The sequence below is a fragment of the Pelomonas sp. Root1217 genome (genome assembly GCF_001425705.1).
In the GTDB taxonomy this organism is placed as follows: Bacteria; Pseudomonadota; Gammaproteobacteria; order Burkholderiales; family Burkholderiaceae_C; genus Pelomonas.
Window position 1 is genome coordinate 193,497 of sequence record NZ_LMDC01000030.1, and the last position, 25,198, is coordinate 218,694.

At 66.0% G+C, this 25,198-nt stretch carries 21 protein-coding genes; 13 read left to right on the top strand and 8 right to left on the bottom strand.

All coding sequences use genetic code 11. The features are described from left to right. Positions 1 to 232: 232 nt before the first annotated feature. Positions 233 to 1,045: a hypothetical protein gene (locus ASC95_RS30990; protein WP_157256541.1), complete on the top strand. Its 813-nt coding sequence runs from the start codon at positions 233 to 235 to the stop codon at positions 1,043 to 1,045. A gap of 152 nt (positions 1,046 to 1,197) precedes the next feature. Here ASC95_RS30990 and ubiE read toward each other — a convergent pair whose 3' ends face one another. From ubiE to pstS, 3 genes are read right to left on the bottom strand one after another with little or no spacing between them, the layout of a single operon-like run. Beyond that, on the bottom strand, positions 1,198 to 1,929 hold the full coding sequence (ubiE, locus tag ASC95_RS27755; RefSeq protein WP_057300939.1) for a bifunctional demethylmenaquinone methyltransferase/2-methoxy-6-polyprenyl-1,4-benzoquinol methylase UbiE: 732 nt from the start codon (positions 1,927 to 1,929) through the stop codon (positions 1,198 to 1,200). A 17-nt stretch (positions 1,930 to 1,946) separates the two neighbouring features. Continuing rightward, positions 1,947 to 2,339 carry a gamma-butyrobetaine hydroxylase-like domain-containing protein gene (locus ASC95_RS27760; RefSeq protein WP_057300940.1) on the bottom strand — a complete coding sequence of 131 codons (393 nt, stop codon included), beginning with the start codon at positions 2,337 to 2,339 and terminating at the stop codon, positions 1,947 to 1,949. A 14-nt stretch (positions 2,340 to 2,353) separates the two neighbouring features. Beyond that, on the bottom strand, positions 2,354 to 3,397 hold the full coding sequence (gene pstS / locus ASC95_RS27765) for a phosphate ABC transporter substrate-binding protein PstS (protein ID WP_057300941.1): 1,044 nt from the start codon (positions 3,395 to 3,397) through the stop codon (positions 2,354 to 2,356). A 114-nt stretch (positions 3,398 to 3,511) separates the two neighbouring features. Here pstS and ASC95_RS27770 point away from each other — a divergent pair, with 114 nt between their 5' ends. Beyond that, positions 3,512 to 5,542 (top strand): M13 family metallopeptidase, encoded by a 2,031-nt coding sequence (locus ASC95_RS27770; protein ID WP_057300942.1) that lies wholly within the window; start codon positions 3,512 to 3,514, stop codon positions 5,540 to 5,542. 81 nt (positions 5,543 to 5,623) lie between these two features. Here the strand turns inward: ASC95_RS27770 and ASC95_RS27775 are convergent, their stop codons facing one another. After that, complete coding sequence (locus tag ASC95_RS27775; protein WP_082568177.1) at positions 5,624 to 7,441, bottom strand: S8 family peptidase; 1,818 nt, start codon at positions 7,439 to 7,441, stop codon at positions 5,624 to 5,626. Between the two features lie 433 nt (positions 7,442 to 7,874). Here ASC95_RS27775 and ASC95_RS27780 point away from each other — a divergent pair, with 433 nt between their 5' ends. Next, positions 7,875 to 8,378, top strand: a complete 504-nt coding sequence (locus tag ASC95_RS27780; protein ID WP_057300943.1) for a hypothetical protein — start codon at positions 7,875 to 7,877, stop codon at positions 8,376 to 8,378. Here ASC95_RS27780 and ASC95_RS27785 read toward each other — a convergent pair. From ASC95_RS27785 to ASC95_RS27795, 3 genes are read right to left on the bottom strand one after another with little or no spacing between them, the layout of a single operon-like run. Continuing rightward, the gene (locus ASC95_RS27785; protein ID WP_057300944.1) at positions 8,368 to 8,787 is read right to left on the bottom strand and encodes an HIT family protein; all 420 of its coding nucleotides are present in this window, start codon (positions 8,785 to 8,787) and stop codon (positions 8,368 to 8,370) included. The two genes, ASC95_RS27780 and ASC95_RS27785, sit on opposite strands and share 11 nt — an antisense overlap. 4 nt (positions 8,788 to 8,791) lie before the next feature. After that, entirely contained in the window at positions 8,792 to 9,157 is a 366-nt protein-coding gene (locus ASC95_RS27790) for a 2OG-Fe(II) oxygenase (protein ID WP_057300945.1), read from the bottom strand. Then, on the bottom strand, positions 9,154 to 13,008 hold the full coding sequence (locus ASC95_RS27795) for a DUF3683 domain-containing protein (RefSeq protein ID WP_057300946.1): 3,855 nt from the start codon (positions 13,006 to 13,008) through the stop codon (positions 9,154 to 9,156). Before ASC95_RS27795 ends, ASC95_RS27790 begins: the two co-directional genes overlap by 4 nt. A gap of 235 nt (positions 13,009 to 13,243) precedes the next feature. On the opposite strand from ASC95_RS27795, the gene ugpB reads away from it, so the two are divergent. The 6 genes from ugpB to ASC95_RS27825 are packed head-to-tail and all read left to right on the top strand — an operon-like array spanning position 13,244 to position 18,913. After that, positions 13,244 to 14,548, top strand: coding sequence for a sn-glycerol-3-phosphate ABC transporter substrate-binding protein UgpB (gene ugpB / locus ASC95_RS27800; RefSeq protein WP_057300947.1), 1,305 nt, complete (start codon positions 13,244 to 13,246; stop codon positions 14,546 to 14,548). A gap of 9 nt (positions 14,549 to 14,557) precedes the next feature. Further along, a complete protein-coding gene (ugpA, locus tag ASC95_RS27805; protein WP_057300948.1) occupies positions 14,558 to 15,445 on the top strand; it encodes a sn-glycerol-3-phosphate ABC transporter permease UgpA in 888 nt (295 codons plus the stop codon). Next, on the top strand, positions 15,445 to 16,293 hold the full coding sequence (ugpE, locus tag ASC95_RS27810) for a sn-glycerol-3-phosphate ABC transporter permease UgpE (protein ID WP_057300949.1): 849 nt from the start codon (positions 15,445 to 15,447) through the stop codon (positions 16,291 to 16,293). Before ugpA ends, ugpE begins: the two co-directional genes overlap by 1 nt. After that, positions 16,294 to 17,349, top strand: coding sequence for a sn-glycerol-3-phosphate import ATP-binding protein UgpC (locus ASC95_RS27815; RefSeq protein ID WP_057300950.1), 1,056 nt, complete (start codon positions 16,294 to 16,296; stop codon positions 17,347 to 17,349). It begins immediately after the preceding gene. Continuing rightward, the gene (ugpQ, locus tag ASC95_RS27820; RefSeq protein WP_057300951.1) at positions 17,346 to 18,080 is read left to right on the top strand and encodes a glycerophosphodiester phosphodiesterase; all 735 of its coding nucleotides are present in this window, start codon (positions 17,346 to 17,348) and stop codon (positions 18,078 to 18,080) included. Before ASC95_RS27815 ends, ugpQ begins: the two co-directional genes overlap by 4 nt. Further along, complete coding sequence (locus tag ASC95_RS27825; protein ID WP_057300952.1) at positions 18,077 to 18,913, top strand: ChaN family lipoprotein; 837 nt, start codon at positions 18,077 to 18,079, stop codon at positions 18,911 to 18,913. Before ugpQ ends, ASC95_RS27825 begins: the two co-directional genes overlap by 4 nt. A gap of 143 nt (positions 18,914 to 19,056) precedes the next feature. Here the strand turns inward: ASC95_RS27825 and ASC95_RS27830 are convergent, their stop codons facing one another. Continuing rightward, positions 19,057 to 20,055 (bottom strand): hypothetical protein, encoded by a 999-nt coding sequence (locus tag ASC95_RS27830; protein ID WP_057300953.1) that lies wholly within the window; start codon positions 20,053 to 20,055, stop codon positions 19,057 to 19,059. 355 nt (positions 20,056 to 20,410) lie between these two features. On the opposite strand from ASC95_RS27830, the gene ASC95_RS32130 reads away from it, so the two are divergent. From ASC95_RS32130 to ASC95_RS27850, 4 genes are all read left to right on the top strand, one after another. Next, complete coding sequence (locus ASC95_RS32130; protein ID WP_235538075.1) at positions 20,411 to 20,665, top strand: rubrivinodin family lasso peptide; 255 nt, start codon at positions 20,411 to 20,413, stop codon at positions 20,663 to 20,665. Between the two features lie 168 nt (positions 20,666 to 20,833). Further along, positions 20,834 to 21,565: a lasso peptide biosynthesis B2 protein gene (locus ASC95_RS27840; RefSeq protein WP_157256542.1), complete on the top strand. Its 732-nt coding sequence runs from the start codon at positions 20,834 to 20,836 to the stop codon at positions 21,563 to 21,565. Positions 21,566 to 21,580: 15 nt separating this feature from the next. Further along, on the top strand, positions 21,581 to 23,401 hold the full coding sequence (locus ASC95_RS27845; RefSeq protein WP_057300956.1) for an asparagine synthase C-terminal domain-containing protein: 1,821 nt from the start codon (positions 21,581 to 21,583) through the stop codon (positions 23,399 to 23,401). Then, on the top strand, positions 23,398 to 25,197 hold the full coding sequence (locus ASC95_RS27850; RefSeq protein ID WP_057300957.1) for an ABC transporter ATP-binding protein: 1,800 nt from the start codon (positions 23,398 to 23,400) through the stop codon (positions 25,195 to 25,197). Before ASC95_RS27845 ends, ASC95_RS27850 begins: the two co-directional genes overlap by 4 nt. Position 25,198 lies beyond the last annotated feature (1 nt).

Here is a 25,198-nt window from a genome sequence, read left to right on the forward strand (position 1 = left end):
GAATGAGCGCGTCCGCGATCCGGCTGGAGGCCGCCGCGGGCAACGAATTCGCGGCGCGTCAGGCGCTGATGAGGCTCAATCAACCCGTGACTTCCACATCACGACGCGCTTGCAACCTTACCGACCGTCGTGGACGGGTTTTGCAGACCTTCCCTAGGGATTGGTTCCCGGCATGAGTTCAGCCAACCTACCAAGGAGTTAGCTGCGCCGCAGCTACTCCACGGAGGTTCCTATGAAACGTGCTCTCTCGGCAATCAGCCTTCTTGTACTCAGCCTGTCCGCTCATGCGGACTTCGATGCACACGTCTCGATCAGCGGGTTGAACTTCGAACTCATCGACTTAGACCTCAACGACGGTATATCACCCTCTATTAGTTTTGGTTATGGTTGGGGCGCCGGCGGCATCCACCTTCACACAGCCCAAATTAACGAAACGCTCAAGTCAGATATCGGGGCATTTACTGAGATTAACCGCTCCTTGGTAACTGGCCCGCTATCGGGTCAATACAGTTTTGAAGGAGGCAATATTGGAGCGTTTGCGACGCGCACCAGCATCCACTCCGACCTCGACGTTATCGCGTACGGGGAGAACCCGGAAGCGTTGTCTGGGACAACATGGCGATTAAATATGGAAGTTTCCGCCAATACCCTGTTGAAAGTATCCGCGACAGGAAAAATTGAGGCTCTCTCGAACTTGACGATGATTCACCCTGAGAACTACAACCAAGCAGAAATCGGAGCAGAACTCAGGGTCTACGCCGGAATATATGGATCGGACAAGATCGAATACTTTGCGCCGGGGAATCTCTTAACCTTTTCGGAAATTCGCGAAAAGACCCTCTCCGTAACGATGGAGAACGATTGGAATAGATCACAACCGATGTCTATCTATCTTAATACTTATGCGTACCATACTGTTTCGGAAGTCCCCGAACCGACGACAGCGGGCCTCATTGCTTGCGGCTTACTTCTGCTCGGGACATCGACAAGGGTGCGCCGCACGTGCGGTCACAAACCTGCATCGCGAAGCACGTCGAGCAGTTGAGAGTAGTCGCCCGGAAGTCCATGGGCCATGGCTAAGCGCACACACTCCCACGGACGAATTCGGCCGCACGTCCCCAGCAAATCGCCGTTCAGGAGTAGCCAGCCTCTGTCAAAAACCGGTCATGCCATTGATGGCTGTCTATTCAGCAAGTCTTAGCACTTGATCCCGGCGTGCAGGGCGACGATGCCGGCGCTGAGGTTGTGCACGTCCACATGACCGAAGCCCGCCGTCTTCATCATGGCCTTGAGTGTGGCCTGGTCGGGATGCATGCGAATGGACTCGGCCAGGTATTTGTAGCTCTCGGCGTCGCCAGCGAACAGCGAGCCCAGCTTGGGCAGGATGTTGAAGGAGTACCAGTCGTAGGGCTTCTTCAGCGGCTCGGCGATGCGGGAGAACTCCAGCACTAGCAGCCGGCCGCCTGGCTTGAGCACGCGGCACATCTCGGCCAGGGCCTGCTCCTTGTGCGTCATGTTGCGCAGGCCGAAGGCAACGCTGACGAGGTCGAAGCTCTCGCTCTTGAAGGGCAGCTTCTCGGCGTCGGCCAGGCTGGTGGGCAGGATCAGGCCTTCGTCCAGCAGCCGGTCGCGGCCCTGGCGCAGCATGGCCTCATTGATGTCGGTGTGCACGACGAGGCCGTTCTCGCCGACCTTGCGGGCGAAGGCGCGCGACAGGTCACCGGTGCCGCCGGCGATGTCCAGGGCTCGCTCGCCCGGCTTCAGGTTGGCGACCTGCACGGTGTAGGCCTTCCAGGCCCGGTGCATGCCGGCCGACATGAGGTCATTCATTAGGTCGTACTTGGAGGCGACCGAGTCGAAGACGCCACGGACCTTGGTGGCCTTCTCGTTCTCGTCGACCTGCTGGAAACCGAAATGGGTTTGAGTCATGGATTCAGTGCCGGGATTCAATGCGAATGGCAGCTGCCGCCGCCTTTGACAGGCATGGCGTCGTCGCGGCTCTTGCCAGCAGCGGCAAGGCGGGCCTCGTAGTCGAGCCAGAGGGCGTCCTGCTGGCTGCCCAGCTTGTAGAGATAGTCCCAGGTGAACAGGCCGCTGGCGTGGCCGTCAGAGAACTCGGGCCGCACGGCGTAGTGGCCGACCGGCTCCAGGTTGCTGATGCCCACGTCGCGCTTGCCCGTCTGCAGCACTTCTTGGCCCGGGCCATGGCCCATGACCTCGGCCGAAGGACTGTAGACGCGCATCAGCTCGAAGGGGATGCGAAAGCGCGCGCCGTCGTCGAAGGCAATCTCCAGCACGCGGGAGTGCTGGTGGACGGTAAGGTCGGTGGGAGCGGGCATCCGCCGAGTTTCGCTCAGAACGCCTGGTAGGCCGGCAGCAGGCCGTCCCTGGGGCGCACCTGCGTGAAACGCGCCGCCAGGCGGGACTGCACGCTGATGGGCAGCGGCGCGAAGCCCGTCCCACGCGTCAGGTCGTCGCCATGCATGAAGCACCAGTAGAGGAACTTCAGCGCGCCCAGCGCCCTGGCCGCCGTGGCGGGTTCGGCATCCACGAGCACGAAGCTGGTCAAGGTGATCGGCCAGGCGTCGTTGCCCGGGCGGTCCAGCAGCGTGGCGAGGTCGTCGCCCTGGCGGTGCACGTCGCTCTCCAGGACGGCGGCGCGAAAGCCCTGCTCGGTCGGCAGCACGAAGCGGCCGGCCGCGTTGCGCAGCTTCACGGCGGCCAGCTTGTCGCGCAGCATGCGGTCGTAGGAGACATAGGCGATGGCCCCCGGCGTGGCGCGCAGCGTCTGCACCATGCCGTCGTTGCCCTCCGCCTTCAGTGGGTCGCTCGGCCAGGCGGGCAGTTGGCCGATGCCGACATCGCTCTTGAACGCGGCCGAAACGCCCGCGAGATAGCGGCTGAAGCCCTCGGTGGTGCCCGATTTCTCCGCACGCACGACGCGCTTGATCGCCAGGCTCGGCAGGCCGACGCCTGGGTTCAGCGCCGCGATGCGGCCATCGTTCCAGACCTTGATGCGGCCCTGGAAGATGTCGGCCAGCACCTCGCCGTCGAGCTGCAGCGGCGCGGCCAGCGGCAGATGGACGACCGGCACGACGCCACCGATCAGCATCGGGATCTGCACGAGCTTCTGCTTGGCCAGTTCGGACGGTGGCAGCGGCGCGTCGGTGCCGCCGAAGTCCACCTTGCGGGCGCCGATCTGCTTGATGCCGTCGCCCGAGCCGGTGCCCTTGTAGGCAACAGCGCCGCCGCCGGCCTTCTGGAAGGCGCGCGCCCAGGTCTCGTAGACCTTGGACGGAAAGGTGGCGCCCTGCCCTTGCACGGGCTGGGCGAAGGCCGCTGAGGACAGCAGAAGTGAGGCAGCGAGGGCCAGCATCGGGCGCAGGAAAACGGGCATGACCAGGAGCGGGTGACTTGGTGAAAACCCGCAATCATGCCCTGTGTCTTCCGTCCCGCGAGGACGGCGGCCGCTCTAATCTCCTAGTTTCACGGCTTCCAGCTCGTCATCTCCATGCCCCGTTTCACCCGTCACCGCCTGGCCGTTGCAGCCACCTTGCTCGGTCTGGCCGCCACCGTCCAAGCCCTAGACCTGAGCGGCCTGTCCAAGGAAGTCAGCCCCTGTGATGACTTCTACGCCTTCGTAAACGGCAACTGGGAGGCCGCCACCGAGGTGCCCCCCAGCCGCGGCCGCATCGGCAACTTCGATCAACTGCGCCAGAACAACGACGCGGTGCTGGACAGAGCGCTGAAGGAATTGGCCGAAAAGCCCGCGCTGCAGAACTCACCGGGCCTGAAGCTCATCGCGGCGTATTTCTCCAGCGGCATGGACGACGCTGCCATCGAGGCGCGCGGCATCAGCTCGATCACGCCGCTGCTGAACCGGATTGACGGCCTGCAGCGCCGCGAAGACCTGCCGACCCTGCTGGCACTGCTGAACCGCAGCGGCATACACGCGCCCCTGAACTTCAGCGTGCAGGCTGACCGCAAGGACACGCGCCGCAACGTGCTGGCGCTTTCGCAGTCGGGCCTGGGCCTGCCGGACCGTGACGACTACTTCCGCAGCGACGAGCGCACACGCGCAGTCAGCGCCGCCTACCGCAGCTTCGCCCAGACCCTGCTCGCCACCGCCGGCCGGCCGGCCGGCGATGCCGAGCTGGACGCGCTGATCGGCTTCGAGGCTCAACTGGCCGAGGCCACCCGCGAGCGCGCCAGGCTGCGCGATCCGAACGCCAGCTACAACCCGATGAGCCCGGCGGAATTGGCCGCAGCCGCACCGGGGGTGGACTGGAGCGCCTATCTGGCCGTGCTGACCGCGGGCGCCAAGCCGCCGCAGCGCTTCCTCGTGGGCCAGCCGGAATTTGCCACCCGCTTGGCCAAGCTGGCCGCCGATGCGCCGCTGGACCTCTGGCGCCGCTACCTGGCGGTGCGCGTACTGGACACCTTGTCGACCCGCCTGCCCAAGGCCTACGCCACGGCCTCGTTCGAGTACCGCGGCAAGGCCATCACCGGCCTGCAGGCCCCGCCGCCGCGCAGTGAGGACGTCATCCTGCAGATCGGCGGGCGCACCGGCGGCGAGCCGATGGGCCTGGCACTGGGCGAAGTGTTCGTCACACGCGCCTTCTCGCCCGAAGCACAAAAGCGCGCGGGGCTGCTCGTGGAAGACGTGCGCGCCAGCATGAAGGAGCGCATCGAGAAGCTGGAATGGATGACGCCCGGCACCAAGGCCAAGGCGCTGGAAAAGCTGGCCAACATGCAGGCCAAGATCGGTGCGCCCGAGAAGTGGCCGCAATACGAGGGTTTGCAGCTCAGCGCCAACGACTATGCCGGCAACTGGCTCAGGGTCTCGCTGTGGCACAGCGGCCAGCAGGTCAAGGACTTGGATGCGCCGGTGGAGCGTGGGCGCTGGCGCATGGCGCCGCATATCGTCAATGCGCAGGCGGGCGGCCTCAACGAGATCACCCTTCCGGCCGGCATCCTGCAGCCGCCGTTTTTTGACGCCAAGGCTGACGACGCGACCAATTACGGCGGCATCGGCGCGGTCATCGGCCACGAGATCACCCACCACTTCGATGACAGCGGGCGCAACTTCGACGCCATCGGCTCGTTGACCGACTGGTGGACGCCGGCCGACGCCGCCGGCTACAAGGCCCGCGCCGACAAGGTGGCCGACCGCTACGCCGCAATCTCGCCGCTGCCCGGCTACAACATCAACGGCCGACTCACGCTGGGCGAGAACATCTCCGACATGTCGGGTTTGCCTATCGCCTACGAAGGCCTGCAGCGCGCGCTCAAGCGCAGCGGTGGCGCTGACAAGAAGATCGACGGCTACACGCCGGCACAACGCTTCTTCATCAGCAACGCGCTGGTGTGGCGATCCAAGGTGCGCACCGAGTTCCTCATCAACCAGGTGCGAACCGATCCGCACTCGCCGGCCAAGTACCGCGTGCTGACGCCGATGAGCAACACGGCGTACTTCGCGCAGGCGTTCTCGTGCAAGGCGGAGAGTGCGATGGTGGCGAGCGATCCGCTGACGGTGTGGTGAGATGGGGTTCGCGCCCGACAAAAGCATCCGGCAACAAAAAACGGGGCCGAAGCCCCGTCCCCATTCAACAGACCAAACCGCTTACCACTGCAGCTTGAGCGTGTACGCGCCGGTACCGCTGTAGCGCAGCACCTGCACATACAGCGTCACCGAGCCCGAGCCGCCATTGGCGTAGCTCGCGCTGTCGACCTGCCCCGCCGCCTTCTCGCTCTTGGCCAGCGTCGTGCCGGAGCTGTTCTTGACGTAGAGGTCGAAATCATTGCTGCTGCTGCCCATGGTCAGCGTCGCGGACAGCGTCTTGCCGGCCGGCAGCGTCACCTTGAAGTAGTCCGTGTCGCTGGTCGAGCTGATCGTGCCGGCCACGTTGGCCGGTGCCGAGACGGTGTTGGCCGCCGAGATCGAGCCGTTGGACTCGGTCTCGTTGACCGTCGGCAGGCCGCCCGTGCCCGTGATGGCCGCCACCGCAGCCGCCGCGTCCAGGATGCCGGCGCCGCATTGCGAGCAGCTACCGGGGAAGGCGCGGGCGCTGCTGATCAGCGCGGCCTTTATCTGGTCGGGCGTGGCGGTCGGCTTGGCACTCATCATCAGTGCGACGACACCGGCCACGTGGGGCGTGGCCATGGACGTGCCCTGGTAGTAGGCATAGCTGTCCGAACCCGGCGCCTTGGTACCGGCGTTCAGCGTGCTGAGGATGCCGTTGCTGCTGCTGGAGCGCACATCACCACCGGGTGCCGCCAGTGTCACGATGGAGCCGTAGTTCGAGTAGTAGGCGCGGGCACCATTGCGGTCTGTGGCCGCCACGGCAACCACGCCGGAGCAGTTCGCCGGGTTGGAGTTGCTTGCGTTCTGGTTCTCGTTGCCGGCCGCGACGATGACGCTGGTGCCGCGCGAACGCGCGCTGTTGATGGCGTTCTGCGAGGTCGTGTCGCACGCGCCGCCGCCGCCCAGGGACATGTTGATGACCTTGGCCGGCGTCGCGTTGGTGGGCAGGCCCGAGACACTGCCGCCGGAAGCCCAGACCATGCCGTCGGCGATGTCGGAGGTGTAGCCGCCGCACTTGCCGAGCACGCGAACAGGCTGCACCTTGGCGTTGAAGGCGATGCCGGCCACGCCGGTGGCGTTGTTGGTCTTGGCCGCAATGGTGCCGGCCACATGGGTGCCGTGCCAACTGGAGTTGCTGGCCGGCTCGCCGGTGCCGCATTCGCCCGCGGCCACCCAGTCGCCTGGGTCGCTCGGGTCGCTGTCGCGCGCAGAGCCGTCGTTGGAGACGGCCGTGTCGTTGATCATGTCGTAGCCGGCCACGATCTGGCCGGACAGGTCGGCGTGCGGGCGGTAGCCGGTGTCGATGACGGCCACGACGACGCCCGAGCCGGTGGACAGGTCCCAGGCCGCTGGGGCGCGGATGCCGCCGGTCGTCTCGTACAGGTCCCACTGGGAGCTGTAGCTCGTGTCGTTGGGCGTGAACATCGGGTACATCTTGCGGTCTGGTTCCGCGTAGGCGATGTTGGGGTCGGCCGCCTTCAGCTGGTTGGCCAGGCTCTGCATCTCGCCGTGCGAGAGCGCCTTGTCGAGCTTGTAGATGTGGGCGCCAGTGCCCATCTGCCGCAGCACGCGGGCCTTGGCGCCGCGCAGGGCCAGGGTCGAGTTGACGGCATTCAGGCGAGCTTCCAGTGCGTTGGCAGTGATGCCAACGGCGCGCAGCACGGTGGCGTCCTGGGCATCAACCTGGGAGGCGTCGCGGTAGCTGACGATGAGGCGGTCGGTACTGCTGGCACGCACCAGGCTGGCAACGCCCGCGTCAACCTGGCTGTTGGATACGCCAGCCTGGCTGGCACCCGCCGTCAGCAGGCCACAGGCCAGTGCGAGCAGGGTTCTCTTGTTGGCAAAAGCAAAACTCATTTGTGGTGGTTCCGGAAAAGTCACCGTGGCGGACGGCGCACCGGCTCGGCCCGCGGGATCTCCACGAGGAGCACCACTGTGTTCAGCTCGTCGACAGGACTCAACCCAACAACAAAACGGTCCTGGCCGACATGGCGCATCCGAAGCGGGCCGCAGTGTCTTCGTGACGCGAAGGCAGCCTTGTCGCCGGCCGCAGTGACGGAAGTAACCCTAGCGGGGAATCACGGATGACAGTGCCCGTGACCAATGGCATGCGCACGCTCGAGCATGCCATTCGACCCGGCTGCAATTCGGTCGCGGTTTTCAGCGGGTCGTCGCATGCCACCGGCAACTCATCACTTACGACTTGGGACCGCTCATTCGCGCGCCTAGCCTGAGCACAGGTCGACGCGTTTTGCGTCCCTTGTCCACACAACCCCAACAGGAGCTCGTCATGTCAAACCGCTACTCTCTGGCTCAGCGCACACCCCTGCTCAACGGCCTGTTCGCCGGCATCGCCTGCGCCGTCACGCTGACCCTCACCGCCGGGCCCGCGCTGGCCGAGCCGGGTGATCTCGAGCGCGTTGAAATCAATGGCCGCGTCGTCGAGGCGCCGGCGCGCTACGACGTGCACGCGGCTTGCGCCGATCTCGAAGGCCAGCTGCAAAGCGCACTGGAGCGCACCTGGGTTGTCGAGGGCCGCTACGGCGAGGTGAATGTGCAATTCGTCATGAAGAACGGCGAGGTCGGCGCCGTGCAGGCCAAGGGCATATCCAACCTCGTGGCTCGAAATGTGCGCACTGCAGTGAACCGTCTTCAGTGCGGCCCGCAGCTCACGGCCGACGCGCAGATCTACCGCTTCAATGTCAACTTCATCAACCCGCGCGCGCCGTCATCAGACGCAGCGACAGCCGGCAACAAGTCCAGGGGCGTGCGTGTCGCGCTGATCAGCCGCTGAGCGCCTGCGCTATTGCAGCGTCAACGGCCTCCAGGGGCCGCGCCAGCGAAGGCGCGGTCTCCCGCTGGGCGGGCGCCCATATCGGTGCCGGGAAGTGGCTGTCGTTCTGGAAACGCGCGATGACATGCCAGTGCAGATGCGGCACGACATTGCCGAGACTGGCGATGTTGACCTTGGTCGGCGCGAGCAAAGACCTTAAGGTCCGCTCGATCTCGGTGACAGCGTCCATGCAGGCGTGTCTATCCGTGACCGAGAGGTCACTGAACTCGGCGACATGGGCGTTCCAGATGAGTCGATAGAAGGCCGGAAAACGTCGTGCCTCGTCGCCGTCGGTGACGCGCACGACGCGGAACTGCGGCGTGCGCGCGACGACGAAGCCGCCGTCGGTGGAGCACAGCGGGCAAGGCATGGGATCACCCTTTCCTAATCCAGCCGACCGACAGCACATACCGGCTGCCGCCCTCCACGCGCGTCACGCTGTGCTCGCAGGCATCGGGTCGGAAGAACTTTATGCGCCGGCTCTGCCAGATAGGCGTCGCGCAAACGAACTCGCCACCGCGGGGCGAGGCCTTCAAAACGACGTTGAGCCGGTAGTGCTGCCCCGCCTGCACGGGGTCGGTGTGCGGCGGTATGGCACTGCCATCGGGGTAGCGGATCAGGTAGCTGTCGAACGGCAAAGGCCACCGCGCCGTGAGAAGCAACATCTTGTCGTAGCCGCTGCCCTGGCGCCCGCGCTGCCACCGGAAGGCGGTGCGCAGGTAGCCCGGGAGCGTCGTCACACCAACACCCGCTCAATGCCGCCGTTGTTGGCCTTAGCCACGTACTCCGGCATCCAGTTGGGGCCGAGGATCTGGTTGGCCATCTCGACGACGATGTAGTCGGCTTCCAGCAGCCCGTTCTGCAGGTCGTCGCCATAGCGGGAGAGCCCTTGCAGGCAGCTCGGGCAGGAGGTCAGGATCTTCAGGTTGTCGTTGGCGCCGACCTTGCCTGCCTCGCGCAGTTGCGTCTCGGTCTTGCGCAGCTCCTCTTCCTTGCGAAAGCGCACCTGCGTCGAGATATCCGGTCGCGTCACGCCCAGCGTGCCGCTCTCTCCGCAGCAGCGTTCACTCTTCACGACGTTGTCACCCACCAGCGCCTTCACCGTCTTCATCGGCTCCTGCAGCTTCATCGGCGAATGGCAGGGGTCGTGGTACAGGTAGCTGGTCTTGGAGCCGAGCGTGATGCCCTTCTCCAGCAGGTACTCGTGGATGTCGATGATGCGGCAGCCCGGGAAGATGTCCTCGAACTTGTAGCCCTGCAGCTGGTCGAAGCAGGTGCCGCATGACACCACGACGGTCTTGATGTCGAGGTAGTTCAGCGTGTTGGCGACGCGGTGGAAGAGCACCCGGTTGTCGGTGATCATCTTCTCGGCCTTGTCGAACTGGCCCGAGCCGCGCTGCGGGTAGCCGCAGCACAGGTAGCCGGGCGGCAGCACCGTCTGCACACCGGCATGCCAGAGCATGGCCTGCGTGGCCAGACCCACCTGGCTGAACAGGCGCTCCGACCCGCAGCCGGGGAAATAGAACACCGCCTCGGTCTCGCTCGCCATCGACGGCGGGCGAATGATGGGCACGTAGTCCTTGTCCTCGATGTCCAGCAGCGCCCGCGCCGTCTTCTTGGGCAGGCCGCCGGGCAGCTTCTTGTTGATGAAGTGGATCACCTGTTCCTTGATCGGCGCTGCGCCCAGCGTCGCCGGCGGCGCGTTGGTCTGCTTGCGCCCCGCGAGCTTGAACAGGTCGACCGCAAATCGCTGCGCCTTGAAGCCGATGCCCACCATGGCCGTGCGCATGAACTTGATCGTCTCGGGGTTGGTCGCGTTCAGCATGAACATTGCCGCCGCATTGCCCGGTCGCCAGGTCTTCTGGCCCATCTTGCGCAGCAGGTTGCGCATGTTCATCGTCACGTCGCCGAAGTCGATCTTGACCGGGCAGGGCGACAGGCACTTGTGGCAGACCGTGCAGTGGTCGGCCACGTCCTCGAACTCCTGCCAATGCTTGATCGACACGCCGCGGCGCGTCTGCTCCTCGTACAGGAAGGCCTCGACCAGCAGCGAGGTGGCGAGGATCTTGTTGCGCGGGCTGTAGAGCAGGTTGGCGCGCGGCACGTGGGTGGCGCAGACGGGCTTGCACTTGCCGCAGCGCAGGCAGTCCTTGATCGAGTCGCTGATCGCGCCGATGTCGCTCTGCTGCATGATCAGCGACTCATGCCCCATCAGGCCGAAGGACGGCGTGTAGGCGTTGCGCAGATCGGCTGGGTGCGCGGCATCACGCAGCAGCTTGCCTTTGTTGAAGCGGCCCTGGGGGTCGACGCGCTGCTTGTAGGCCGTGAAGTTGGCCAGCTCCTCGTCGGTCAGGAACTCCAGCTTGGTAATGCCGATGCCGTGCTCGCCGGAGATGACGCCGTCCAGCGAACGCGCCAGCGTCATGATGCGAGCCACGGCCGCGTGGGCCGTCTGCAGCATCTCGTAGTTGTCGCTGTTGACGGGGATGTTGGTGTGCACATTGCCGTCGCCAGCATGCATGTGCAGGGCCACCCAGACGCGACCGCGCAGCACCTCCTTGTGGATGCGCTTGAGTTCGGCGATCAGCGGCTCGAAGGCCGCGCCATTGAAGATGCCCTGCAGGGGCTTCAAGATCTGTGTCTTCCACGACGCGCGCAACTCGTGCGTCTGCAGGCCGTCGAAGAATTGGGTGTCCAGGCCGTCCAGCCATTGCTGCCACTGCCCCCCCACCTCGCGCAGCAGCGCCAGCGCCTGCTGCACGCGGTCTTCCAGCAACTCCGCGCTCGGGATCTCGCCAGCGTCGTCACTCTTGCCTAGCGGCAGCTTGCCCGTCAGGAACAAGGCTTGCAGCGCCGTCACCAGCGCCAGCTTGTTGTGCAGGGAGAGCTCGATGTTGATGCGCTCGATGCCCAGCGTGTACTCGCCCATGCGGTGCAGCGGGATGACGACGTCCTCGTTCACCTTGAACGCATTGGTGTGCTTGCTGATGGCCGCAGTGCGCTTGCGGTCCAGCCAGAACTTCTTGCGCGCATCGGCGCTGACGGCGACAAAGCCCTCACCCGAGCGACCGTTGGCCAGGCGCACGACTTCTGAAGTGGCGCGCGCGACCGCATCGGCGTCATCGCCGACGATGTCGCCCACCAGCACCATCTTGGGCAGGCCGCCGCGCTTGCTCTTGGTGGCATAGCCCACCGCCTTCAGGTAGCGGTCGTCCAGGTGCTCAAGGCCTGCCAGGAGCACGCCGGTGCCGGCAATCGAGAACATGTAGTCCTTGATGTCGACGATGCTGGGCACGCAGTCCTTGGGGTTGCCGAAGAACTCCAGGCAGACGGTGCGCACATGGGCCGGCATCTTGTGCACGATCCATCGCGCGCTGGTGATGAGGCCGTCGCAGCCCTCCTTCTGGATGCCCGGCAGGCCGGCGAGGAACTTGTCCGTCACGTCCTTGCCCAAGCCCTCCTTGCGGAAGACGCGACCCGGAATGTCAAGGCGTTCGGTCTTCTCCAGCTTGGTGCCGGAGGCGTCGAAATAGCGCAGCTCGAAGCTGGCGACCTCCACGTCATGGATCTTGCCGAGGTTGTGGTTCAGGCGGATGACCTCCAGCCACTTGGCGTCGGGCGTCACCATCTTCCAGCTGGCCAGGTTGTCCAGCGCCGTGCCCCAGAGCACGGCCTTCTTGCCGCCGGCGTTCATCGCGACGTTGCCGCCAATGCAGCTGGCCTCGGCGCTGGTCGGGTCCACTGCGAACACGAAGCCGTTGGCCTCGGCGAGGTCCGCCACGCGCTGCGTGACGACGCCAGCCTCGCTGAAGATGGTCGGCACCTCGCGGTCCAGGCCAGGCAGACGAAGCATCTCGACGCCGCGCAGCGCTTCGAGCTTCTCGGTGTTGATGACGGCGCTGTTCCAGACCAGCGGGATCGCCCCGCCCGTGTAGCCGGTGCCGCCGCCACGCGGGATGACGGTCAGGCCCAGCTCGAAGCAGGCGCCCACCAGGCCGGCCATCTCGGCCTCGGTGTCGGGCGTCAAGACGACGAACGGGTATTCGACGCGCCAGTCGGTCGCGTCCGTCACGTGCGACACGCGTGACAGGCCGTCGAACTTGATGTTGTCCTTGGCCGTGTGGCGGGCCAGCGTCTTGGCGGCACGCTTGCGCAATCCGGCCACGCTGTCGAAGAACTTGGCGAACTCGGCCACAGCGCCGCGCGCGGCTTCCAGCAATTCGCCGACGGCCGCATCGCGCTGCGGGTCGCTTGCCGGGTCACGGCGCTTTTGAACTTCGGTGAGGCGGTGGTGCAGAGCCTCGATCAGTTGACCGCGACGCCTGGGGTTGTCCAGCAGGTCGTCCTGCAGGTATGGGTTGCGCTGCACCACCCAGATGTCGCCCAGCACCTCGTACAACATGCGCGCCGACCGGCCGGTGCGGCGCTCCAGCCGCAACTGATCCAGCAGTTCCCAGGCCCGGGAGCCCAGCAGGCGGATGACGATCTCACGGTCGGAGAACGACGTGTAGTTGTAGGGAATCTCGCGCAACCGGGGGGCTGCGCTGTCAGCCGCTTCAGCGGTGGGCATCAGGGGATGCGGAGCGTTCATGGCAACCGGCGTGACCGGAAAAGAAGCCTTCTCAGGCTGGTTCGGGCGGGCAGCGGCGCGGGTTGGCAGCAGGGCGGGCAAGGACTACCCGGCTTGTGGCCACGGCCCCTCGCGGCAAGGGTCGGAATCCTAACCGAGGGGGGGTGCCCCCAGTGCGCCACCGTATTTGCCCGCCATTCGCGGCTCATCAAGCGGCGCTATGCTGACCCGCAAAACATCGCAAGGAGACACAGCAATGAAGTCGTTCGCCTATGTCATGGCGCTGGGCGCTGCCTTCGGTCTGGCCAGCCCGGCCCGGGCCCAGACCGAGATCCAGTGGTGGCATGCCATGGGCGGGGCACGGGGCGAATGGGTCAACGACCTGGCGCGTGACTTCAACGCCAGCCAGAAGGACTACAAGGTCGTGCCCACCTTCAAGGGCAGCTACGACGAGTCCATGCCCGCGGCCATCGCTGCCTTTCGGGCCGGCAATGCGCCGCACATCCTGCAGGTCTTCGAGGTCGGCACCGCCACCATGATGGCCAGCAAGGCGGCCATCAAGCCGGCCGCCGACATCATGAAGGAGGCCGGCATCCCCTTCGACCCCAGCGCCTATGTGCCCGCGGTGGCCAGCTACTACACGGCCCCCAACGGCCAGATGCTGAGCTTTCCCTTCAACAGCTCGACCACCGTCTTCTTCTACAACAAGGACGCGCTCAAAGCCGCTGGCGTCGACAAGCCGCCCACCAGCTGGCCCGAGGTGGCCTCGGCGGCCGCCAAGCTCAAGGCCAACGGCAGCAAATGCCCGCTGACCACGTCCTGGATGAGCTGGACGCAACTGGAAAGCTTCTCGGCCTGGCACAACGTCGAGTTCGCGACCAAGAACAATGGCTTCGGCGGGCTGGACGCGCGCCTGGCCTTCAACACGCCGCTGCACCTGCGTCACATCGAGAACCTGGCCAACATGGCCAAGCAGGGGCTGTTCGTCTATAAGGGCCGCGGCAACGCGTCGGACGCGACCTTCGTCTCGGGCGAATGCGCGATGACGACCGCCTCGTCGAGCATCTACGGCGACGTCAAGAAGAGCGCCAAGTTCGCCTTCGGCATCACCGCCCTGCCCTACTACCCCGACGTGCCCGGCGCACCGCAGAACACCGTCATCGGCGGCGCCAGTCTGTGGGCGATGGCGGGCAAGAAGCCGGCCGAATACAAGGGCGTGGCCAAGTTCTTCGAATACCTGGCGCGCGCCGATGTCGCCTCGGAAAGCCACAAGCGCACCGGCTACCTGCCGGCCACGAAGGCCGCCTTTGCCGCCACCGAGGCCAGCGGCTTTTACAAGGCCAACCCAGGCAGCGACGTGGCCGTCAACCAGATGATCCGCAAGACCACCGACAAGTCGCGCGGCGTGCGCCTGGGCAACCACCCGCAGATCCGCACCATCGTGGACGAAGAGTTCGAACTGATCTGGGCCGGCAAGAAGACCGCCAAGGAAGCCCTGGACGCGGCCGTCAAACGCGGTAACGAGCAGTTGGAGAAGTTCGCCAAGACCGCGAAGCTGTGACCCGCTGACATGGCGCAAGAAAAACGCGTCGTATTCCGGTCCCGCTGGCTGCCCTGGCTGCTGCTGGCGCCGCAGGCCGCGGTCATCGGCGTGTTCTTCTTCTGGCCCGCGGCCCAGGCGCTGCTGCAGTCACTGCAGCAGCAGGACGCCTTCGGGCTGTCGACCGAATGGGTCGGCCTCGAGAATTTCAGGGCGCTATGGGCTGATGCGAGCTACCTGGACTCGTTCAAGACCACGGCCTTTTTCTCCGTGCTGGTCGCGGTCCTGGGTCTGTCGATATCGCTGCTGCTGGCCGTCATGGCCAACCGGGTGGTGCGTGGCGCGGGCGTCTACAAGACCCTGCTGATCTGGCCCTATGCGGTCGCGCCGGCCATCGCCGGCGTGCTGTGGCTTTTCATGTTCGCGCCGTCCATCGGCATCGTGGCCTACGGCCTGCGCGCCCTGGGGTTTGACTGGAACCACCTGCTCAACCCCGACCACGCCATGACGCTGATCGTGATGGCGGCGGTGTGGAAGCAGATCTCCTACAACTTTCTGTTCTTCCTGGCCGGCCTGCAGTCCATCCCGCGCTCGCTCATCGAGGCCGCGGCCATCGACGGCGCCAGCCCCTGGCGGCGCTTCTGGGACGTGACCTTCCCGCTGCTGACGCCCACCAGCTTCTTCCTGCTGGTCATCAACATCGTCTATGCCTTCTTCGACACCTTCGGCATCGTTGACGCCGCCACGCAGGGTGGCCCGGGCAAGGAGACGGCCATCCTGGTCTACAAGGTCTATCACGACGGCTTCAAGGCCCTGGACCTGGGTGGCTCGGCGGCGCAGAGCGTCGTGCTGATGGTCATCGTCGTCAGCCTGACGGTGCTGCAGTTCCGCTTCGTCGAGAAGAAGGTCCAATACTGATGGTCGAAAGAAAGCCCTGGCTGGACTGGCTGGCCCACGCCATCCTGCTGCTCGGCGTGGCGGTGGTGGCGTTCCCTCTCTACGTCACCTTCATCGCCGCCTCACAGACAGCCGAGGCCATCCTGCATGCGCCCATGCCGCTGGTGCCGGGTGGCCACCTGATCGAGAACATGGCCACGGCCCTGGGCGGCGGCACGGGCTCAGGCTCCAGCGCGCCGGTGGCCCGCATGATGTGGGTCAGCTTCGTGACGGCCATGGTCATTGCCGTCGGCAAGATCGCCATCTCGCTGCTGTCGGCCTTTGCCATCGTCTACTTCCGCTTCCCGCTGCGGCAGTTCTTCTTCTGGGCCATCTTCGTGACACTGATGCTGCCGGTGGAGGTGCGCATCGGCCCGACCTACCAGGTAGTGGCCGATCTGCAGATGCTCAACAGCTACGCCGGCCTGACCGTGCCGCTGATCGCCTCGGCCACAGCGACCTTCCTGTTCCGCCAGTTCTTCCTGACGGTGCCGGACGAACTGGTGGAGGCGTCGCGCATCGACGGCGCCTCACCGCTGCGCTTTTTCAAGGACGTGCTGCTGCCGCTGTCCAGGACGAGCATCGCCGCCCTCTTCGTCATCCAGTTCATCTACGGCTGGAACCAGTACCTCTGGCCGCTGCTGGTGACCACCGACGAATCCATGTACCCCGTCGTCATCGGCATTAAACGCATGATCAGCGGCGGCGAGGCCGCCAACGACTGGAACCTGGTCATGGCCACGGCGCTGCTCGCCATGATCCCGCCCGCGTTGGTGGTGATCCTGATGCAGCGCTGGTTCGTCAAGGGTCTGGTCGATACCGAGAAATAAATGGCTGCGATCTCTATTCGAAAACTGATCAAGCGTTACGGTCACGGGCCTAAGGCCGTGCAGGTCATCCACGGCGTCGACGCCGAGGTCAAGGACGGCGAGTTCGTCGTCATCGTCGGCCCGTCGGGCTGCGGCAAGTCCACGCTGTTGCGCATGGTGGCGGGGCTGGAAGAGGTCAGCGAGGGCGAAATCGCCATCGGCTCGCGCGTCGTCAACGACGTCGAGCCGGCAGACCGCGACATCGCCATGGTGTTTCAGAACTACGCCCTGTACCCGCACATGAGCGTGGGCCAGAACATGGCCTACGGTCTGAAGTTGCGCAAGATGCCCAAGGCCGAGATCGACGAGCGTGTGCAGCGCGCCGCCAAGATCCTGGAGCTGGGCCACCTGCTGGAGCGCAAGCCGCGCGAGCTGTCCGGCGGCCAGCGCCAGCGCGTCGCGATGGGCCGCGCCATCGTGCGCGACCCGCAGCTGTTCCTGTTCGACGAACCGCTGTCCAACCTCGACGCCAAGCTGCGCGTGCAGACGCGGCTCGAGATCCAGAAGCTGCACCGGGAGCTGGGCGTCACCTCACTGTTCGTCACCCACGACCAGGTCGAGGCCATGACGCTGGCGCAGCGCATCATCGTCATGAACGGCGGCCGCATCGAGCAGATGGGCACGCCCGAAGAGGTCTACGGCCAGCCGGCCTCGACCTTCGTCGCCAGCTTCATCGGCTCGCCAGCGATGAACCTGCTGCCAGGCCGACAGCACGGCGGGCAGTTCTTCATCGACGGCGCCGAGCTCGACGTGCCGCCGGGCGTGGAAGGTGAACTGACGCTCGGCCTGCGCCCAGAGCATGCGCAGCTGGCCGACAGAGGCTGGCCCCTGCGCGTGGAGATGATCGAGATGCTGGGCGCCGAGCGGCTGGTCTACGGCAAGCTCGGCAGCGCCACGCCCTTCACGCTGCGACTGGACGCCACCCTGCCCCCGCCCCAGCCGGGCGACTGGCTGCACCTGGCCTTCAGCCCCATGCATCTGCACCGCTTTGACGCCAAGACGGGGCAAAGGCTGTGAAGGCGCATTGGCCCTATCCGCTGTGGCTGGCCCATCGCGGCGCCGGCAAGCTCGCGCCGGAGAACACGCTGGCCGCCTTCCGCATGGGCGCCGGGTTCGGCTTTCGTGCGTTTGAGTGCGACGTCAAGCTCAGCCGCGACGGCCAAGCGTTCCTGCTGCACGACGACACGCTGGATCGCACGACCAGCGGGCAGGGATCGCCGGCTTCAGCGGACTGGGCGCAACTGGCCGGACTCGACGCCGGCAGCTGGCACAGCCCGCCGTTTGCCGCCGAACCGCTGCCGCGCTTTGCCCAGATTGCGGCCTTCTGCCAGGCCAACGGCTGCGCACTGAACGTCGAGATCAAGCCCTGTCCCGGCGAAGAAGCCCGTACCGGCGCTGCCGTGGCCCGTGAGGCGGCGCGCCTGTGGGCCGGCGCGCTGCCGCCGCTGCTGAGCAGCTTCAAGCCCGACGCCCTGGCGGCAGCTCGTGATGCCGAACCGGCGCTGCCGCGCGCTTTGCTGCTGGACAAGCTTTGGGACGGATGGCCCGAGGGCGCCCAGGCGCTGGGCGTTGTCGCCGTCATCACCAACTACCGGCTGATGGACCGTGCGCTGATCGCCCGCCTGCATGCCAAGGGCTGGCGGGCGCTGGTCTATACGGTCAACGATGCAGCGATCGCCGAGCGGCTCATTGCCGACGGCATCGACGGGATCATCACTGACGCCGTTCGCGAACTCGGACCTCAATGAACTCGCACCTGCACAAGATCCTTTGCACCACGGCCCTCGCGTTGCTCGCTGCGGTGGCCCGCGCCGCTGCGCCGAACTGCGAAGCCGAGCCGCAGCTGCAGTTCGACCGCATCACCGAACGGGTCATCCTCGTCGGCGAGACCCATGGCAACGAGCAATCGCCGGCCTTCGTGGCCCGGCTCGTCTGCGGTCTGCTGACACTCGATCGCCCCGTCATCCTGGCGGTGGAACGCATCAGCGTTGAACAGCCGGCGCTGGACCGCTACCTGGCATCGGCCGGTCGCGCCGACGACGTCCGCGCGCTTCTGCGCGAGCATGACTGGGCAGCGCCCATGCAGGATGGTCGCAGCAGCGCGGCGATGCTCAAGCTGCTGGAACAGGTGCGGCGCTGGCGCCTGGCAGGGTTGCCCGTGGAACTGATTGCCATGGTGCAGCCCTGGAGTCCCGATGCCGCCACCTCCGCGCCCGTCAGCGATTCCAAAGTCGTGCAGGCCCGGGAGGATCGGGGCATGGCCGACACGGTCACCGCGGCCCTGGCCCGGCATCCCAAGCACAGCGCCGTGGTGCTGGCCGGCAGCTTCCATACCGTCATCGGATCCAAGATCCACCAGGACATCATCGGCGCACCCTCCATGGGCGAGGTGCTCGCGACCCGCACGGCCGTCCACGTGATCGGCTTGAGCAGCGACGCCGGTTCGTCGTGGAACTGCGGAACCAGCTGCGGCCCGAACCCGCTGCTCGCGGCCCCCTGGGACCTGCCCGATGCCCGCATCGACACCCGCGTCAGCCTCGGCGAGATCGTTGTTTCGCCGCCGGCAGCGGCGGTGCGCTGATACACCGCGCGATGCGCGGAGACGCAGTGCCGCGCAGCCGCATGCCAAATCGGCGCCAAAGAATCTCGCTCGACGTGGCGGCGCCCCGGTCGATACGCCACCTGGAACACACGACGGGCATATGCCTCAGTCATAGCCTTGTTTCATTTCACCTTCTTCTCATCGATGGCCAGAGCGAGGGCTTCCTGGACAATTCTTGACGTAGGCATGGCCAGAATCTGCCGATCACGCGGCCGGTTTCGGCTCGCCGCCATCTGCTCGCTCAGCGTCGCCTTCGCCCGCCCGTAGTGCCGTGCCACCGCGCTGGCGGAGCACAGGCCTGACTGCACGGCCAGGTTGGCCACCAGTGCCCGCGCGGTTGCGGCCAGATGGTCCTTGCGGACCACCAAGCTCTGCGCACCACGTGCCCGCAGCTTGATCTCCACCCAGCGTTCCAGAAGTGCCAGCGCTCCGGCGATGTTCTTGGTCTCGCTGGCAGCCACGAGCACGGCCGCAGCGCCGCGCACCTCTCGGGACATCGGCCCAAAAGGGCCGACCGCGCCGGACGCAAGGGCGATCCCATGCTCAAGTTCCCATTGAAGGATCTCCACCTCGCCCGGACGCAGTGCGATCCGCGAGCGCAGCGCGGATCGCCCCTCCCGCACCGTGTTGCCCAGGAGGCGATGCAGCGCGCAGGAGTCAAACCCCTCCACCCAGTCCAAGCCCACGGCGCATCGCAACGCTGAATGCGCAAAATGCGTCGGCGCGACACACAGCCCCAAAGAGACGGGGCGCCACGCCAGCATCCGGACCTCTTGGAGGAGCTGCTCAAGGCTGTCGATTTGGCGGGCCTGAGAAGCGCCGGCGAAGACGGGCCCGCGGATGCCGTCGGCGTCACGCACCCAACGCGCAACGATGTTGGCAACGCCATGCGCAATCGCGTCGGGCTTGTCGCCGGCGGGCAATGCCGTCAGGAGGTGGATCTCAGAAGGTGTCAGCAGATAAAAGAACAGCTTGCGCTGGGGAGCGCGGTGCGCCTCCAGCAAACGGGTTCGGATTCGGCGAGCCAGCGTCGGCGCACTCAGAAAACTGCGCCCCACGGCGGCCTGCCAGTAAACGTGCCAAGTCCGCAAGGCGCGGTCGTCGAAGATGGAAGCGTCCATCTCTCCATGACGTTAGCGAATTGATCCTTTTCTCCGCGTTTTTACGGATGGCAGTGCCAACGTTCGGTATTCCATCGGCACGGGGCGCCCATCGCACGGCCCGCGCAGGGACGTCCCCGGTGCCGTGGCCCTGCCCTGGGACGACCGCGGCGTTGACACCGGCGGCGATGCGCAACTGAAGCGGCGCGCGGGTGATCCGATGAGCCGCAAGGCCTCGCATGCAACCCCACTCGCCGTCGATGTAGCAAGTTGCCCGGCTTCACGACGCCACGGGAACCGAACGAACAACCCGTCACGCCACAGCACCCGGATGTCGTGCGCGTTGGCGCCCGGCTGAACGGCCGCTGCCGCCTTCATGCAACCCGTCGAGGCCGAACGCAAGACAGGGCTCGAGCAAGGCTATGGATGGCCCGCGCAGGCGCCGTTAGCTTTGGCCGGCCTGATGCATTTCGCTGAAGGCATTCAACGGCAACTCAACCTGAAGGAGAACGTGATGAACGAAGACTTGCAACTGGAAATCGTTGACCTGGGCGATGCCAAGGAGGAGACCAAGGGTCGCATCCAGGGCGTGGAGCCCGAGCTGAACGAAGCAGCTCCGTACAAGCCCTGATCACGGCGCTGTACCTCCGGCGTGCAGGCGGCCGACTGCGCGTCAACGGCGCAACGCGTGATCGTTGAGCTGAGCAGGACCGAGGAGGGATCCAAGGTCCTGCTTCCACGCCAGGCTACACGGCATGCAGCCAGCTGTGGCTATACACATCGAACGAAGGGAGTTGCCATGCAACGCATCCATGCGTCACCACCACCGTACCAGCTGGCTGACCATGTCCGAGCCTGTCGCGTCGATGAGCAGGTCCTGCTTTTGGATATGCGGCGCAACAAGTATCTCGGCTTCGCCGGTTCGCAGCTGGATGCGCTGGGTCAAGTGATCGTCGACTGGCCCTGCCCTGCAGCGCACGGGAACGCCTTGACGCTGAGTCCGGCCACCACGGAGCGGCTGCAGCCCCTGCTCGATCAACGGCTGCTCTCTCAAGCGCGCATGCCACGTCGAACGGGGCCGCTGCTTCCCGAAGTGCTGGACTGTGTCGACCCCTATGCCGACCTCGCGCGTCCGCCGGCGGCCGTGCGAGAGGTCCTGTGCCTTGCGTGGGCCGCTGCGGGTGCTGCATTCTGGCTGCGGCGTCTGAGCCTGGCTGACATCGCGAGCCGCGTGGCGCGCCTGCGCCCGCACAGCCGCAGCACCGACGACGGGGCGAGCACGGCGGCATTGCGCGACGCCGTGTCGGCATACATGCGGCTTCGCCCCTTCCTGTTCACCGCACATGACAAATGCCTGCATGACTCGCTGACGCTGATCCGTTTTCTTGCCCGGCGCGGGATGTTTCCGGCATGGGTCATTGGCGTGCGAACCCGGCCTTTCGCTGCGCATTCCTGGGTGCAGAGCGATGGGCTGGTCCTCAACGACGTGCATGAGCACGTCCGCACCTACACGCCCATCCTCGTCGTCTGACCCGAGCAACAGATCATGTTCCGCTACATCGCCTTTTGCTGGGAGGTCGCCAGTCCGGACCAGGCGGATCTTGCTCACCGACTGGAGCAGGCCCTGGTCGATCACGGCTGGCAATCAGCGTTTCGCACGTCGGGGCATCGCGTCTTCATGACCGGCAACGCGCGCGGCGTCAACGACGCCTACCTGTTGACCGCCAACCAGGGCGTCGTCCTTGGACGGCTCTTCCGGCGCAGCGAGCCGCCGGCGCGCGGGCAAGGTGACATCGAGCTCACGGACGTCGAGGCACAGCGCATCGTGCACACGGATGGGCGCAGCCTCGTCGATCACTTCTGGGGCAGGTACGTCGCCTTTCTGCCCTCATGGACGGGCGTGCCGCGCGTGCTGCGCGATCCCACGGGAACCTTGCCCTGCTACCGCATCGAGCTCCAGGGCCTCACCGTCGCCCTGTCGTGGCTCGAGGACCTGTTTTCACTGCTGGACATGCCTGCGCCGCCGGTGGATTGGGATGGCGTTGCAGCCCACATGGTGCTCGGTCAGGTGAGCGGCCATCAGACGCTCCTGACCGGCGTCACCCAGGTCCTTGCCGGCGAACTGCTGCCCATGGCCGCTGGCAGCGGCCGGCCTAAACAGCTTTGGAACGCGGTCGATTGCGCCCGGCGCAATTCATCTCTCGCCACGCCTGAGGCGTCCGCGCAGCTGCGTGACACCGTCGCCACTTGCGTACGGAGCTGGGCTTCTTGCTACGACGCCATCGTGCTCAGGCTATCCGGCGGCGTGGACTCGGCCATCCTGCTTGGCACCATTGCAGCTGGTCGCATCGCCAGCGACGTCGTCTGCCTGAACTACCACTCGCCCGGCACGGACAGCGACGAACGCTCCTATGCACGCCTTGCTGCCAAGCGCCACGACGTTGAACTTATCGAGGGGAACATCGACGATGACTATCGCCTCGAAGACGTGCTGCACGTCGCGCGGACTGCGACTCCGGCCAATTACCTCGGCTTCATGGGGACCAGTCGCAACGATGCCGAGGTTGCCGCCTCCCGCTGTGCCGGTGCGGTCTTCAACGGCGCTGGTGGCGACCAACTCTTCTTCGAGGTTCGCTGCACCTGGCCCGCGGCCGACTACTTGAAGTTGCGCGGCTTCGACCGGGGATTTCTTTCAGCCGCCCTTGACGCGGCCCGCCTCGGCGAGGTCTCCGTATGGCAGGCGCTGCGACAGGCCGTGGTGAACAGGTCCTTGCGTGGGGACCCCATGGGTGGCGTCGGACGCCACCTGACGTTGATGGATACGGCAGTCATGGACGCCGCATTGAAGACCGCCCCGCGGTTCATTCACCCGTGCTGGCTCGCGGCGCAGGACCTGCCGATCGGCAAGTTCAATCAGCTCGGCATGGTCATCTGTCCTTTCGAGTACTACAACCACTACCTGGCCGAGGCATCGCCCGAGCGGGTCCAGCCACTCATGTCACAGCCGCTCCTGGAGCTGTGCCTGGCAATGCCGACGTATGTGCTGACCCACGGCGGCCGCGGTCGTGCGTTGGCCCGCAAAGCCTTCGCATCTGAGATCCCGCCGGAAATCGCCACTCGCCGGTCGAAGGGCGGCACCGCGAACTACATCGCAACGGTGCTGCAGCGCAATCTGCCGTTCGCGCGGGAGATGCTGCTAGACGGGCTGCTCGCTCAGCGGGGTCTTCTGGACAGGCAGCGCGTCGAGGCGGCGCTTGCCATCAGGCCGGGTTCGCAGACTGGCCATGTCACCGAGATTCACTCGTGCATCGCCACGGAAGCCTGGCTGCAGGTTGCCACGACGGCGGCACGTCGCCGTGAACCTTGAGCCGTGCGCTGATGCTACGGCCGGGGACGCTCGCAGCCGCGCAGGGCCTGATTCGTGAGGCCGTGGACCGCCGTCTGCTTCTGGCCGCCTTTGGCATGCTGGTGCTGGTCACGCTCAGCGGCGCGCTTGCGGCAGGCTCGCCGCTGGCGCTCAAGCACTTGGTCGACGCGGTCGCAAGCACGGATCCGGCGGACCAGCCGGCGGGCAACGCCATGCTGCTGGCCGGTGCGATCTACTTGATGGCGTTGGCCGGAGGCCGGCTCATGGCGGACGTTCGGCCGCTCCTGGCCGGCACGATGGAGCAACGCGTGTTGGCCCACATCCGTCAACGCTTCTTTGCCCACGTGCTGCGCCTGCCAACGGCCTACCTCGTCAACCGTCGTGGCGGCGAACTGCTTCACAGCGCCGATCTCGCGGCCGCTGGCGCGCAGGCCATCATGTCTCACGTCGCGAACGGCATCGCTCCAGCGCTGATCGAGCTGGTCCTGATGTCCGTCGTCCTGGGCCAGCTCCAGCAGCCCGGGCTCGTGGTCTTGTTCGTCACGACGTCCCTGCTGTACCTGGCGGTCTTCGCGGTCGGGCTGCTCCGCCAGCAGCCGGCGATCCGCGAAGTGTCGTCAGGGAGCCTGGAAGTGCACGGCCAACTCAGCGACGGCATCGCGCACGTCGAGACCCTGCGCTGCTTTGGCGCCGTGAACGAAGCCGAGCAGTCGTTGGGCCGGGCTTCTTCCTTGCTGGCGTCACGATGGCTCCGATTCCATCGACTGACCGTGCAAGGCGCGCTGGCTGCGTCGGCAGTGTTTGCGGTGACGCTGGCGGCCTGCCTCGTGCTTGCCGCTGAAGCCGTCGCACGGGGCCAGCTGAGCGTGGGTGGGTTCGTGCTGGCCAGCGTCTACATGCTGCAGTTGGTGCGGCCGCTCGAAACGCTCGGCATGGCGGCCCGCGACCTGGCTCGGGCCATTGGATTCATGCGGCCTTTGCTGGACATCCTCGCCGAGCCGTCCGAAGCCTGGACCGAACCGGACGCCCGCGCCGCCAGCAGGTGGACGCCGCCGGCAAGTTCGCCATCGCTGCACTTCGAGGACCTCTACTTCGGATACGACACCCAAAGGCCGGTCATTCGCGGTCTGGATCTGCAGATCGCCGCCGGTCGCACCACCGCCATCGTGGGACGCAGTGGCTCCGGCAAGTCCTCGCTGGTGCGGCTGCTGCTGCGGCTGCACGAACCCCAGGCGGGGCGCATCCTGGTGGATGGCCATCCCATCGAGTCGATACCGACCGCAGATCTGCGCGCCATGATCGGGCTGGTGCCTCAGGACGCGGGACTGCTGCAGGCGAGCGTCAGAAGCAATATCGCGCTCGGCCTGCCAGGGGCGACACAGCAGAGCATCGAGCACGCAGCCACGCGCGCGCAGCTCCATCAACTGGTCGGCGAAATGCTCCACGGCTACGACACGCTGCTCGGCGAGCGCGGCCAGACCTTGTCCGGCGGTGAACGCCAGCGCCTGGCAATCGCGCGGGCGATGCTGCGCAAGCCCATGATCTACCTGCTGGACGAACCCACCTCCATGCTCGACGGCAAGACGGAGGCGGCCATCCTGCCTGCCCTGCAAGAGCTGACCTTCGGCTGCACGACCCTCGTCATCGCCCATCGCCTCTCGACCATCATGCACGCCGACCACATCGTCGTCCTCGAGGGCGGGCAGGTGCACGAGCAGGGACGGCACGCGGAGCTGCTCGCCAAGCAAGGGCTCTATGCGCAGCTGTGGCGCCAGCAGACTGGCAGCCAGGTCTGAG

Bases quoted from the DNA above. Each gene is read 5' to 3' on its own strand.
- pstS (WP_057300941.1), bottom strand. From the start codon at position 3,397: ATGCCCGTTTTCCTGCGCCCGATGCTGGCCCTCGCTGCCTCACTTCTG.
- ASC95_RS27780 (WP_057300943.1), top strand. From the start codon at position 7,875: ATGTCAAACCGCTACTCTCTGGCTCAGCGCACACCCCTGCTCAACGGC.
- ASC95_RS27830 (WP_057300953.1), bottom strand. From the start codon at position 20,055: ATGGACGCTTCCATCTTCGACGACCGCGCCTTGCGGACTTGGCACGTT.
- ubiE (WP_057300939.1), bottom strand. From the start codon at position 1,929: ATGACTCAAACCCATTTCGGTTTCCAGCAGGTCGACGAGAACGAGAAG.
- ASC95_RS27775 (WP_082568177.1), bottom strand. From the start codon at position 7,441: ATGAGTTTTGCTTTTGCCAACAAGAGAACCCTGCTCGCACTGGCCTGT.
- ASC95_RS27840 (WP_157256542.1), top strand. From the start codon at position 20,834: ATGCAACGCATCCATGCGTCACCACCACCGTACCAGCTGGCTGACCAT.
- ASC95_RS27815 (WP_057300950.1), top strand. From the start codon at position 16,294: ATGGCTGCGATCTCTATTCGAAAACTGATCAAGCGTTACGGTCACGGG.
- ASC95_RS27845 (WP_057300956.1), top strand. From the start codon at position 21,581: ATGTTCCGCTACATCGCCTTTTGCTGGGAGGTCGCCAGTCCGGACCAG.
- ugpB (WP_057300947.1), top strand. From the start codon at position 13,244: ATGAAGTCGTTCGCCTATGTCATGGCGCTGGGCGCTGCCTTCGGTCTG.
- ASC95_RS30990 (WP_157256541.1), top strand. From the start codon at position 233: ATGAAACGTGCTCTCTCGGCAATCAGCCTTCTTGTACTCAGCCTGTCC.
- ASC95_RS27770 (WP_057300942.1), top strand. From the start codon at position 3,512: ATGCCCCGTTTCACCCGTCACCGCCTGGCCGTTGCAGCCACCTTGCTC.
- ASC95_RS27760 (WP_057300940.1), bottom strand. From the start codon at position 2,339: ATGCCCGCTCCCACCGACCTTACCGTCCACCAGCACTCCCGCGTGCTG.
- ASC95_RS27795 (WP_057300946.1), bottom strand. From the start codon at position 13,008: ATGAACGCTCCGCATCCCCTGATGCCCACCGCTGAAGCGGCTGACAGC.
- ASC95_RS27825 (WP_057300952.1), top strand. From the start codon at position 18,077: ATGAACTCGCACCTGCACAAGATCCTTTGCACCACGGCCCTCGCGTTG.
- ASC95_RS27785 (WP_057300944.1), bottom strand. From the start codon at position 8,787: ATGCCTTGCCCGCTGTGCTCCACCGACGGCGGCTTCGTCGTCGCGCGC.
- ASC95_RS32130 (WP_235538075.1), top strand. From the start codon at position 20,411: ATGCAACCCGTCGAGGCCGAACGCAAGACAGGGCTCGAGCAAGGCTAT.
- ugpE (WP_057300949.1), top strand. From the start codon at position 15,445: ATGGTCGAAAGAAAGCCCTGGCTGGACTGGCTGGCCCACGCCATCCTG.
- ugpA (WP_057300948.1), top strand. From the start codon at position 14,558: ATGGCGCAAGAAAAACGCGTCGTATTCCGGTCCCGCTGGCTGCCCTGG.